This window comes from Nonomuraea sp. NPDC003707 (assembly GCF_053587055.1).
Window position 1 is genome coordinate 73,392 of sequence record NZ_JBSFNK010000029.1, and the last position, 11,196, is coordinate 84,587.

Below are 11,196 nucleotides of genomic sequence, written 5' to 3' on the forward strand. Positions count from 1 at the left end.
CCACAGGGCCTGCCTGTGACGGCCGAGCGGGAAGCCCGGCTTTCACAGGCAGGCCGAGCGCGGATGATCGACGGGCACCCATCAAGAATGTGACCTGAATCACACGGCCTACCGATTCACAATCATGTAACCGATTACATACGCTCATGTAACCGATTACATGGAGGTCAGGTGGCTCGAATCAAAGATGTCGCCGCGCAGGCGGGCGTCTCCGTCGCGACGGTCTCCCGGGTGCTCAACGACAACCCCTCCGTCACCGAGGAGACGCGCAACCGGGTCCACGACGCGATGGCCGCGCTCAACTACCGGCCCAACGCCGTCGCCCGGTCGCTGCGCACCGAAGCCACCAGGACGCTCGGGCTGATCATCGGCGACATCCTCAACCCGTTCTTCGCCGAGCTGGCGCGGGCCGTGGAGGACGAGGCCCGCGCGGCCGGCTACACCGTGATCATCGGCAACGCCGACGAGCGGGCCGACCAGCAGGACCACTACGTGCGCACCCTGCTCGAACGGCGGGTCGACGGGCTGCTGATCTGCCCCACCGCCGAGGTGACGCCCCTGGTGGAGGAGGTCAGCCGCGGAGAGCGCCCGCTGGTCTTCCTGGACCGGACGCTCAGCGGCATCGAGGTGCCGTCGGTACGGGCCGACGGCAGCACCGCCATCGCCGAGCTGGTCGCCCACCTGCGCGCCCTCGGGCACCGGCGGATCGCGTTCGTGTCCGGGCCGAGCACCCTGTCCACCGGCCGCGAGCGGACCGAGGCCTTCCTGCGGGCGACGGCCGAGCACGGCCTGGAGATCCCCCAGGAGTACGTGCGCGTCGGCGACTTCCGCGCCGGCAGCGGCCAGCGGATCACCTCCGAGCTGCTCGACCTGCCCGAGCCGCCGCAGGCGATCTTCCTGGGCGACAACCTCATGGCACTCGGCGCGCTCGACGCGATCAGCGAGCGCGGCCTGGAGATCCCCCGCGACGTCGCGCTGGCCTCGTTCGACGACGTGCCGTGGTTCAACCACGTCCATCCCCGCATCACCGCGATCAGCCAGCCCACCGCCGAGCTGGGCCGGCGCGCGGTCCGGGTGATCCTCGACGTGCTGAGCGGCCGGGCCGCCGAGTCGGTGGTGCTGCCCGCCAGGCTCGTGGCACGCGAGTCCTGCGGAGAGACAGGCACGAGGAAGGAGGGCGGCTCGTGAGCCAGGCACGGGAGATCCTGCGCGTCGAGGGGCTCGGCAAGAGATTCCCCGGCGTGGTGGCGCTCGACGGCGTCGACTTCGACCTGCGCACGGGCGAGGTACACGTCCTGCTCGGCGAGAACGGCGCCGGCAAGAGCACGCTCATCAAGATGCTGTCCGGCGCCTACCAGCCCGACAGCGGCCGCATCCTCGTCGACGGCGAACCGGTCGACATCCGCAACGCCTCCGACGCCCAGCGGCTCGGCATCGCCACGATCTACCAGGAGTTCAACCTGGTCCCGCAGCTGACCGTGGGCGAGAACCTCGCCCTGGGCCGGCCGCCCCGCCGCTTCGGGTTCGTCGACACGCGGCGCATGCACGAGCAGGCCCGCGGCATGCTCGACCTGGTCGGCGTCGGCGTCGACCCGCGTACCCGCGTCGCCGACCTGGGCATCGCGCAGATGCAGATGGTCGAGATCGCCAAGGCGCTCGCGCTGAACGCCCGCGTCCTCATCATGGACGAGCCCACCGCCGTGCTCACCACCACCGAGGTGCGACGCCTGTTCGACCTGGTCGGGCAGCTGCGCGAGCGGGGCGTCGCGGTCGTGTTCATCACCCACCACCTGGAGGAGATCGCCCAGATCGGCGACCGGGTGACCGTCCTGCGCGACGGCCGCTCGGTGGCCCAGGTGCCGGCCGGCACGCCCGAGGAGGAGCTGATCCGCCTCATGGTGGGCCGGCCCATCGACCAGCAGTACCCGCGCGAGGCGAGTGCGGCCGGCGAGCCGCTGCTGCAGGTGCGCGACCTGAGCCGGGCCGGCGCGTTCTCCGGCGTGTCCTTCGAGGTGCGGGCCGGCGAGGTCGTCGGCCTGGCCGGACTGGTCGGCGCGGGCCGCACCGAGGTGGCCCGGGCGGTGTTCGGCGCCGACGCCCCCGACTCGGGCGAGGTGCTGGTACGCGGCCGGCGGCTGCCCGGCGGCGACGTGCGCGCCGCCATGGAGGCCGGGCTCGGCCTGGTCCCCGAGGACCGCAAGGGCCAGGGGCTCGTCCTGGGCGCCGACATCGCCGAGAACCTGGGCCTGGTCACCCTGCGCGGCGCCAGCCACGGCGGATTCGTCGACCGGGCCGGACAGCGCCAGGCCGCCGCGCGGGTGGCCGCCCAGCTCGGCGTGCGGATGAGCCACCTCGGCCAGGAGGTGCGCACCCTGTCGGGCGGGAACCAGCAGAAGATCGTGATCGGCAAGTGGCTGCTCGCCGACGCCAACGTGCTCATTCTCGACGAGCCGACGCGCGGCATCGACGTCGGCGCCAAGGTCGAGATCTACCAGTTGATCAATTCGCTCACCGCCTCCGGCCACGCGGTCCTCATGATCTCCAGCGATCTGCCCGAGATCCTCGGGATGAGCGACCGCATCCTCGTCATGGCCAGAGGCAGGCTCGTCGGCGAGCTGGAGGCCGCCGACGCGAACCAGGACTCCGTGATGGCGCTGGCCGTCACCGAGGTGGAGGATGCTCGTGTCCACTAACGTGCTGGCCGTACGGCCGACGGCCAGGACCCTGCTGGCCGAGAACGGCTCGGTCGCGGCGCTCGTCGTGCTCGTCGCGGCCCTGTCGTTGCTGTCCGGCGACTTCCTGACCGTGACGAACCTGCTGAACGTGGGCGTCCAGGCGGCGGTCACCGCGATCCTCGCCTTCGGCTCGACGTTCGTCATCATCACCAGCGGGATCGACCTGTCCGTCGGGGCCGTGGCCGCCCTGTCGGCGATCGTGCTGGCCTGGACGGCCGCCGACAGCGGGCTGCCCTGGCCGCTGGCCACGCTCGTCGCGCTCGCCGTCGGCATCGGATGCGGGCTGGTCAACGCCGCGCTCATCGCGTACGGCAAGCTGCCGCCGTTCATCGCCACGCTCGCCATGCTGGGCGTGGCGCGCGGCCTGGCCCTGGTGGTCTCCCAGGGCAGCCCCATCGAGATGCCGGAGGCGGTCTCCCACCTCGGCGACACCGTCGGGGGCTACCTGCCGGTGCCCGTGCTGGTGATGGCGCTCATGGGCGTGATCGCCGCCGTCGTGCTCAACCGCACGTACGCGGGCCGGGCGATGTACGCCATCGGCGGCAACGAGGAGGCCGCCCGGCTGTCCGGCATCGCCGTCAGCCGGCAGAAGCTCGTCACCTATGCCCTGTCCGGCGCGTTCGCCGCGGTGGCGGGCATCGTCCTGGCCAGCCGGCTCGCCTCGGCGCAGCCGCAGGCCGCCTCCGGCTACGAGCTGGACGCGATCGCCGCCGTGGTCATCGGCGGGGCGAGCCTGTCGGGCGGCAAGGGCAGGGCGCTCGGCACGCTGGTCGGCGCGCTCATCCTGGCCGTCCTGCGCAACGGGCTGAACCTGCTGTCGGTGTCGGCCTTCTGGCAGCAGGTCGTCATCGGCGTCGTGATCGCCCTGGCCGTCCTGCTCGACACCCTGCGCCGCCGAAGCGGCCGCTGACATCACCGCAAACCCAGTAAGAAAAAGTGAGGTACCACCCATGCGCATCCACGCCCTCGTAGCGGCGGGCGCCGCCCTGACCCTCGGCCTGACCGCCTGCGGCTCGTCCGGCACGTCCTCCGCCGGCTCGGCGGGAGCCGCCTCCGGCGGCGACGTCAAGATCGGCATGTCGATCTCCACCCTGAACAACCCCTACTTCGTGCAGCTGCGCGCCGGCGCCGAGGCCGAGGCCAAGAAGCTGGGCGTCACGCTGACCGTCACCGACGCGCAGAACGACGCCTCCCAGCAGGTCAACCAGGTGCAGAACTTCACCAGCCAGAGCATGAAGGCGATCATCATCAACCCGGTCGACTCCGACGCCGCCGCGCCGGCGGTCAAGATAGCGGAACGTTCCAACGTTCCGGTGATCGCCGTGGACCGTGGCGTCAACGGGGGCAAGGTCGCCCAGACCGTCGCCTCCGACAACGTGGCCGGCGGCAAGCTGGCCGCGGAGCGGCTCGCCAAGGAGATCGGCGAGAAGGGCGAGGTCGTCGTCCTCCAGGGCGTGCCCGGCACCTCCGCCTCGCGTGACCGCGGCCAGGGCTTCGCCGAGGGCATCAAGGCGTTCCCCGGCATCAAGGTCGTCGCCCAGCAGCCGGCCGACTTCGACCGCGCCAAGGGCCTGGACGTCATGACGAACCTGCTGCAGTCGCACTCCGGCGTCACCGGCGTGTTCGCGGAGAACGACGAGATGGCGCTCGGCGCGATCAAGGCGCTCGGCGCCAAGGCCGGCAAGGACGTCAAGGTGGTCGGCTTCGACGGCACCCCCGACGGGCTGAAGGCCATCGAGGCCGGCACGCTGGCGGCCAGCATCGCCCAGCAGCCGGCCCTGCTCGGCCAGCAGTCCGTCCAGAACGCGGTCAAGGCCGTCAAGAGCGAGCAGTTGGAGGCCACCGCCAACGTGCCGGTGAAGGTCGCCACCAAGGACAACCTGTCCGAGTTCACCGGCGCATGAGCTCCTTGGGCGAACACGACGTCGTGGTCGTGGGGTCGGCCAACGCCGACCTGGTCGTCCAGGTCGACCGGCATCCCGCGCCCGGCGAGACCGTGCTCGGCTCGGAGCTGGCCGTCCATCCCGGAGGCAAGGGCGCCAACCAGGCCGTGGCCGCCGCCCGGCTCGGCGCGCGCGTGGCGCTGCTCGGCCGGGTCGGCGCCGACGGGCACGGGCGGCTGCTGCGCGAGTCGCTGGAACGCGACGGCGTGGACCTCGGCCACCTGCACGACACGGCGGCCGCCAGCGGCATCGCCATGATCGCCGTCGGGCCGCAGGGTGACAACAGCATCATCGTCGCCCCCGGCGCCAACGCCCGGCTCACCGAGGGTGACGTGCTGGACGCTGCGCCGCTGTTGCGCTCGGCCCCCGTCGTGTCCCTGCAGCTGGAGATCCCGCTGCCGGCGGTGCTCGCCGCGGCCCGGCTGGCCCGGCGCGCGGTGCTCAACCTGTCGCCGGCCGTCCCGGTGCCGGACGAGCTGCTGGCGCTGTGCGATCCGCTGGTCGTCAACGAGCACGAGGCGGCCTTGCTACTCGGCGCGCCCGGCGAGCCGGACCGGCAGGCCAGGGAGCTGCTGGCGCGCGGCCCCCGATCGGTCGTCATCACGCTGGGCGCCGACGGGGCCGTGGTGGCCGACACGGTGGCCGAGGACGGCGCCGTGCACGCGGTGCCCAGTCCTCGCGTGGCGGCCGTGGACACCACCGGGGCCGGTGACGCGTTCACCGGGGCGCTGGCCTGGCGGCTGGCCGCGGGCGAGCCGCTGGCGCGGGCCGCGGCGTTCGCCGCCAGGGTGGGCGCAGCGGCCGTGCGCCGAGCGGGGGCGCAGGATTCGTACCCGACGATGGCGGAGGTGGAGGACCTGTGAAGCGCGGCGGCGTCATCAACGCGGCCCTGGCGGGTGCCCTGGCGCGGCTCGGGCACACCGACGAGCTGCTCATCTGCGACAGCGGCATGCCGCTGCCGGCGGGGGCGGAGGTGGTGGACCTGGCGTTCGTGGCGGGCATCCCGTCGTTCGCCGACGTGCTCGACGGCATCCTCGCCGAGATCGTCGTCGAGGGCGCCACGGCGGCCGAGGAGGTCCGGGCGGCCAATCCCGCCTGCGCCGCGCTGCTCGGCGAGCGGCTGCCGGGGCTGGCGTACGTGCCGCACGAACGGCTCAAGCAGCTCTCCGCCGCCAGCAGGCTGGTGGTGCGCACCGGGGAGGCGCACCCGTACGCCAACGTCATCCTGCGCTGCGGCGTGGCCTTCTGACCGGCCCCGCCCGCCCTCAGGCGACGCGGTAAGTCTGGGCGGTGCCGGTGCGCAGGGCCAGGCCGTGACCGGGGGTGCCGGTGTGCGGGCGGGCCTGGCCGCCGGTGGAGTCCGCGGCGCCGTCGAACAAGGTGGACTCGATGCGCTGGTGGTCGTGGAACCACTCGATGTGGCGCAGGTTGACGGTGGCGGCCGCGGCCGGGAGGTGCAGGTTGGGCGCGCAGTGGGCGGGGATGCCGAGCACGTCGGACCCGATGATCGTCTCGGTCAGCAGCTCCGTGACAAAGAACACCGTGGCGGCGGGGGCGTAGGTCCAGCCCGTGCCGGTCGTGTCGCCGGCCGTCACCGTGACGACCACCAGCGTGGTCGCCCGCCAGGCCAGGGTGCCGTCGCCTTCGGGTGATCGGTCGGTATCCGGTACGCGCTCACCGCGACCTGCTCGATGGTGCTCACCCCGTCCAGGCCTACCCCGCACGCCCCCGCCAAACGCGCGCCGCGAATTTCCCGGCCCATTGCTGAATAGTTCAGCGGGGCGTAAACAATTCGCCCGGTAATTACCGGCAGCGCTCCATCGGACCGGCGCCCGAGTTTATTGCCACGACACAACGGACAGCCATCTCTCATGTTCTGGGGGAAACGACGCGAACGGCCGTCGCGGCCATGATGTTCGCCCGAGCCGCGAATCTGTGGCGACGGCATGATTGTGCCTCTTCTCGTGACGGGGCCGGGGCGGTGTGCGTCGACGACGCGTACCGGCACTGCGAGCAGATCATGCGCAGTCAGGCCCGTAACTTCTCGTTCGGCCTGCGTCTGCTGCCCGCCCCCAAGCGCCGCGCGCTGAGCGCCGTCTACGCGCTGGCCCGCAGGATCGACGACATCGCCGACGGCGACGGCCCCGCCGGGCGGCGGCTGGCCCGCCTGTCCGCGATCCGCGGGATGCTCGACGGGACCGCTCCCGCGCGGCACGACCTCGTGCTGGTGGCGCTGTTCGAGGCCGCCCGCCGCTATCCGATCCCGCTCGCGGCGTTCTCGGACCTCGTCGACGGCTGCGCCGCCGACGTGCGCGGGAGCACGTACGAGACGTTCGACGACCTGGTCGGCTACTGCCGCTGCGTCGCCGGCTCGATCGGGCGGCTCTCGCTGGGCGTGTTCGGCGCGGACGACATGGAGGCGGCCACGCCGCTCGCGGACGCGCTCGGCGTGGCCCTGCAGATCACCAACATCCTGCGCGACCTGCGGGAGGACCGCATGGCCAAGCGGGTCTACCTGCCCGCCCACGACCTCGAACGGTTCGGCTGCACCCTGGACGTCGACGCGTACGGCCGGTTCAGCGACCCGCCGGAGCGCCTGGCCGCGCTCGTCAGGTTCGAGGCGGACCGGGCGCGCGACTGGTTCGCCACCGGGATGCGCCTGCTGCCCATGCTGGACGCGCGCAGCGCCGCCTGCACGGCGACCATGGCCGGCATCTACCGGTGCCTGCTCGACCGCATCGCCGCCGATCCCGCCCGGGCGCTGGCCTCCCGGATGTCGCTGACGACGGGGGAGAAGTCCATGGTCGCGGTACGTGCCCTCGCGAGGCGTGGGAGTTGATCGCTGCCGCGCTGCTGGCGGTGCTCGCCGCGGTGTGCAACGCCGCCACGTCGGTCCTGCAGCGGCGAGCGGCGCGACCGCTGCCGCAGGAGCTGGGGCTGCGGTTCGGCCTGATCCGGGCGCTGATCGGCAACCCGCTGTGGCGGTGGGGGATCGTGGCGATGATCGGGGGCTTCCTCTTCCAGGCGGCGGCGCTGTCGAAGGGAGGCATCGCCCTGGTCCAGCCGGCCCTGGTGATCGAGCTCCCGTTCACCATGATCATCATGTCCTGGGCGTTCGGCACGGTTCTGGACGGGAAATCGTGGCTGGCCATCGGCGCGCTGTCGGCCGGCCTCGCGATGTTCCTCGCCGCGGCGGTCCCCGGCCCGGGGCGGTGGTCACCGGACACGGCCGAATGGATCATCGCCGCCGCCGCGACCTCGGCCACGATCGCCGCGCTGGTGACGGTGGGGGCCATGACCAGGGGACCCATCCGGGCCGCCACGCTGGGCGTGGCCGCGGGCATCGGCTTCGCCTTCACGGCCACGCTCATCAAGAAGTGCACGATGATCCTGGCGGACGACCCCCGCGCGCTGCCGGTCTCCTGGCCCCTGTACGCGATGCTGGCCGCGGGCCTGTGCAGCCTGTTCCTCCTGCAGAACGCCCTGCACAGCGGCACCCTCGTCGTCGCCCAGCCGGCGTTGACCATCAGCGACCCCTTGGCGGGCATCCTGTACGGCGCGCTGATGTACGGGGAGCCGATCCGCGCCGGACCGTGGCTGGTGATGGAGGCGGCGGGCGCCGGGCTCCTGGTCTACGGCGTCATCGTGCTGACCCGTTCGCCGCTCATCCAGGATCAGAGCGCCGCCCCCTCGGCGCGGAAATGAGGCCCGCCTGGACCGGCATCGAGGAGAACAGCGCGGACGCCCGGTCCACCTGGCGCTTGCGCGATCGCGGGTCCTCGAGCAGGTCCAGCGCCGCCAGCAGCTCCGACGCGGTGCCCGTGTGGAGGCTCACCCCGGCCCCGGCCATCGCCCGCGCGCCGGCGACGCCGTGGCCGCCGATGGGCCGGTGGATGACGACCGGCAGCCCGGCGGCGAAGGCCTCGTGGCAGGTCAGGCCGGAGCCGTTGTCGACCAGGGCGTACGCGGCCGCCATGAGCTCCGGCACGTCGTCGCGCCACCCCAGCGCCGGGCCCAGCCCGGCGGCCCGCAGGCGGCACCGCAGCTCGGCATTGTCCCCGCACAGGACGATCGGCGTGTACCGTCCCGACCTCGCCAGGGTGCGCGCGGTCGCGACGACCTCCCCGACGCCCCACGAACCGGTTGACACCAGCACGAGCCGGTCGCCGGGGTCCACGCCGACGCGGCCGGCCACTCCCCCGGGATCGGCCACCGCCCGCGCGAACTCCGGGCGCACGACCGGGGCGCAGCAGAGCGCCGGGCGGCCGCTCCGGGCGGCGATCTCCCCGACGATGTCGGGATTCGGGCACAGATACCGGTCGTTGCCGGGGTGCAGCCACAGCCGGTGCACCGTGAACTCGACGATCAGCACCGTGCTCGGGCAGGGCAGCCCGCCGCGCTCGCGCAGCAGCCCTGCGATCTGGGCCCCCAGGTGGAAGGTCGAGACGACCTCGTCGGGCGAGCGGGCGGCGACGAGGCGGCGCAGGGCGGGCAGGGCGAGCACCGTGAGCGGCGAGGTGCCCGCGGCCCGTTTGCCGACGAAGAAGACCTGGTAGATGACGTCATAGAACCAGGGGGCGCGCAGGATCATCCAGCGGTATCCGCGGCGCAGCGCCGATCCCAGCCGGAGCGGGAGCAGCTGGAGGACATCGATGATCTCTGAATCGGCATTCTCGGCCGCGAGCCGGGCGGCCAGCTCGGCGGCGACCCGGTCATGGGCGCTGCCCATCGGCGCGCTGAGAATGAGGACCAGCCTGGACATCTCATGTCCCCCGATCGGCCGCGCCGCGCTGCCGCTCGGGCTCGCCTGCCTGGCGCTGCTGCACGCGGGTCCCGCCGTCACCTGGCTGCCGCCGGTCCGCCGGCGGATGCCCTCCGTCGCCGGCGTCGGCGACCCCGGCCATGTGGCGCTCACCTTCGACGACGGGCCCCATCCCGGCTCGACCCCGCGTTTCCTGGACGAGCTGGGGCGGCTCGGCTGCCACGCGACCTTCTTCGTCCTCGGCGAGCTGCTCGAACGCCACCAGTGGCTGGGCCGCCGCATCGTGGCCGAGGGTCACGAGCTGGCCGTGCACGGCTGGCGGCACGGCAACCCCTTGCTCGCCCCGCCGGGCCGGCTGACGGCCGAGATCGGCCGGACCGCCGACCTGGTGCGGGCGGTCGGCGGCGTGCGCGCGACGTGGTACCGCCCGCCCTACGGCGCGCTCAGCCTGGAGGCGCTGGTCTCCGCCCGCCTGCACGGGTTGCGCCCCGTGTTGTGGACCGTCTGGGGCCGGGACTGGGAGGCGGCGGCCACGCCCGGCTCGGTGCTGGCCACCGTGGCGGCCGGGCTGCGCGGCGGGGCGACCGTCCTGCTCCATGACTCCGACCACGCCTCCGTTCCTGGGTCCTGGCGACCGGCGCTCGACGCCCTCCCCGCGCTCGTGGAGCGCTGCAGGGACATGGGCCTCCGCGTGGGCCCGCTGCGCGAGCACGGCCTCGCGTTTCCATAACGGCCACTCCCCCTTTCCCTTGGAATTCAAACGGCGTTTTCCCGGCCCGGCCCGCGAGTAAATTCCGCGCAAATCGCCGGGCAACGGAATGCCGTCATGTTTGCGTTCCCCGGGGCCGGATAATTTCCCTGTCGTGCGGTCAGAGAGATGCCATTCGCGGGAGCCGGCGGAAAAGGCGCGCCGGGAGAACTTCCCGGTGGCCTCCCGGCTGCTTCCGCGCCGGCACCGCGACCACCTCATGGCTCTGTACGGCTTCGCGCGCACGGTGGACGACCTCGGCGACGAGGGACGCCCCGGCGACCGCCTTATGCTGCTGGACGAGGTCGAGGCCGACCTCACCCGGCTGTACGACGGCCACCCGCCACGGCTCGGGCCGCTCCGCGCGCTGGCCCGTACCGTCCAGGAGTGCTCGATCCCCGCCGAGCCGTTCCGCCGCCTCATCGAGGCCAACCGGATCGACCAGACGGTCACCGGCTACGAGACGTTCGACGAGCTCCTGGGCTACTGCGAGCTGTCGGCCAACCCGGTCGGCCATCTCGTCCTGTACGTGTTCGGCGAGGTCAGCGGCCCCCGGCTGGCCCTGTCCGACAAGGTCTGCTCGGCGTTGCAGGTCATCGAGCACTGCCAGGACGTCGGCGAGGACCACCGGCGCGGCCGCGTCTACCTGCCGCAGGAGGACCTGCGCCGGGCGGGCTGCCCGATCGGCGACCTCGCGGCGGCGGCCACGTCACCGCGGTTGCGCGAGGCGGTGGCCGTGCAGGCCGCGCGGGCCGGGACACTGCTGGCCGAAGGGGAGCCGATCGTCGCCTCGTTGTCCGGCTTCGCCCGTACGGCGGTCGCGGGCTACGTCGCGGGAGGCCACGCCACCCTGGCCGCGCTGAGCGGCGCCCGCTACGACGTCCTGGGCCGAGCCGTCCGGCCACGCCGCGTACGCCTGCTCGGGGCGTGGGCGCGTGTCCTCATGACCATGAGCCGGCCCGACGCGGGTCTGCGACGACTGCCGTCGGCATGAGAGGGCTGCACCTG

At 72.9% G+C, this 11,196-nt stretch carries 12 protein-coding genes; 10 read left to right on the top strand and 2 right to left on the bottom strand.

Annotated features, from left to right (window positions below; genetic code table 11):
- Positions 1-171: 171 nt before the first annotated feature.
- Genes ACWDRB_RS48295 through rbsD form a run of 6 tightly spaced genes read left to right on the top strand, consistent with a single transcriptional unit; the run spans position 172 to position 5,927 of the window.
- On the top strand, positions 172-1,188 hold the full coding sequence (locus ACWDRB_RS48295; protein WP_449906009.1) for a LacI family DNA-binding transcriptional regulator: 1,017 nt from the start codon (positions 172-174) through the stop codon (positions 1,186-1,188).
- On the top strand, positions 1,185-2,693 hold the full coding sequence (locus ACWDRB_RS48300) for a sugar ABC transporter ATP-binding protein (protein WP_449906012.1): 1,509 nt from the start codon (positions 1,185-1,187) through the stop codon (positions 2,691-2,693). The genes ACWDRB_RS48295 and ACWDRB_RS48300 overlap by 4 nt, the downstream gene beginning before the upstream one ends.
- Entirely contained in the window at positions 2,677-3,645 is a 969-nt protein-coding gene (locus ACWDRB_RS48305; protein WP_397374246.1) for an ABC transporter permease, read from the top strand. The genes ACWDRB_RS48300 and ACWDRB_RS48305 overlap by 17 nt, the downstream gene beginning before the upstream one ends.
- Before the next feature lie 40 nt (positions 3,646-3,685).
- Positions 3,686-4,639, top strand: coding sequence for a D-ribose ABC transporter substrate-binding protein (locus ACWDRB_RS48310; RefSeq protein WP_435054302.1), 954 nt, complete (start codon positions 3,686-3,688; stop codon positions 4,637-4,639).
- Positions 4,636-5,541 (top strand): ribokinase, encoded by a 906-nt coding sequence (locus tag ACWDRB_RS48315; RefSeq protein ID WP_449906018.1) that lies wholly within the window; start codon positions 4,636-4,638, stop codon positions 5,539-5,541. Before ACWDRB_RS48310 ends, ACWDRB_RS48315 begins: the two co-directional genes overlap by 4 nt.
- The gene (gene rbsD, locus ACWDRB_RS48320) at positions 5,538-5,927 is read left to right on the top strand and encodes a D-ribose pyranase (protein ID WP_350732963.1); all 390 of its coding nucleotides are present in this window, start codon (positions 5,538-5,540) and stop codon (positions 5,925-5,927) included. Before ACWDRB_RS48315 ends, rbsD begins: the two co-directional genes overlap by 4 nt.
- 16 nt (positions 5,928-5,943) lie before the next feature.
- On the opposite strand, the gene ACWDRB_RS48325 is transcribed toward rbsD, so the two are convergent.
- Entirely contained in the window at positions 5,944-6,402 is a 459-nt protein-coding gene (locus ACWDRB_RS48325; protein ID WP_449906021.1) for a hypothetical protein, read from the bottom strand.
- Between the two features lie 257 nt (positions 6,403-6,659).
- On the opposite strand from ACWDRB_RS48325, the gene ACWDRB_RS48330 reads away from it, so the two are divergent.
- Both ACWDRB_RS48330 and ACWDRB_RS48335 read left to right on the top strand, forming a co-directional pair.
- Positions 6,660-7,517: a phytoene/squalene synthase family protein gene (locus ACWDRB_RS48330; RefSeq protein ID WP_449906023.1), complete on the top strand. Its 858-nt coding sequence runs from the start codon at positions 6,660-6,662 to the stop codon at positions 7,515-7,517.
- Positions 7,514-8,383: a DMT family transporter gene (locus ACWDRB_RS48335; protein WP_350732969.1), complete on the top strand. Its 870-nt coding sequence runs from the start codon at positions 7,514-7,516 to the stop codon at positions 8,381-8,383. Before ACWDRB_RS48330 ends, ACWDRB_RS48335 begins: the two co-directional genes overlap by 4 nt.
- Here the strand turns inward: ACWDRB_RS48335 and ACWDRB_RS48340 are convergent.
- Complete coding sequence (locus ACWDRB_RS48340) at positions 8,343-9,440, bottom strand: MGDG synthase family glycosyltransferase (protein ID WP_449906026.1); 1,098 nt, start codon at positions 9,438-9,440, stop codon at positions 8,343-8,345. The two genes, ACWDRB_RS48335 and ACWDRB_RS48340, sit on opposite strands and share 41 nt — an antisense overlap.
- Here ACWDRB_RS48340 and ACWDRB_RS48345 point away from each other — a divergent pair.
- The gene (locus ACWDRB_RS48345; RefSeq protein WP_449906028.1) at positions 9,421-10,170 is read left to right on the top strand and encodes a polysaccharide deacetylase family protein; all 750 of its coding nucleotides are present in this window, start codon (positions 9,421-9,423) and stop codon (positions 10,168-10,170) included. The two genes, ACWDRB_RS48340 and ACWDRB_RS48345, sit on opposite strands and share 20 nt — an antisense overlap.
- A 133-nt stretch (positions 10,171-10,303) precedes the next feature.
- A complete protein-coding gene (gene hpnC, locus ACWDRB_RS48350; protein WP_449906031.1) occupies positions 10,304-11,182 on the top strand; it encodes a squalene synthase HpnC in 879 nt (292 codons plus the stop codon).
- The last annotated feature ends 14 nt before the right edge of the window (positions 11,183-11,196 follow it).

Coding starts and splice junctions, on each gene's coding strand:
- ACWDRB_RS48340 (WP_449906026.1), bottom strand. CDS start 9,440: ATGTCCAGGCTGGTCCTCATTCTCAGCGCGCCGATGGGCAGCGCCCAT.
- ACWDRB_RS48315 (WP_449906018.1), top strand. CDS start 4,636: ATGAGCTCCTTGGGCGAACACGACGTCGTGGTCGTGGGGTCGGCCAAC.
- ACWDRB_RS48305 (WP_397374246.1), top strand. CDS start 2,677: ATGCTCGTGTCCACTAACGTGCTGGCCGTACGGCCGACGGCCAGGACC.
- ACWDRB_RS48310 (WP_435054302.1), top strand. CDS start 3,686: ATGCGCATCCACGCCCTCGTAGCGGCGGGCGCCGCCCTGACCCTCGGC.
- ACWDRB_RS48345 (WP_449906028.1), top strand. CDS start 9,421: ATGAGGACCAGCCTGGACATCTCATGTCCCCCGATCGGCCGCGCCGCG.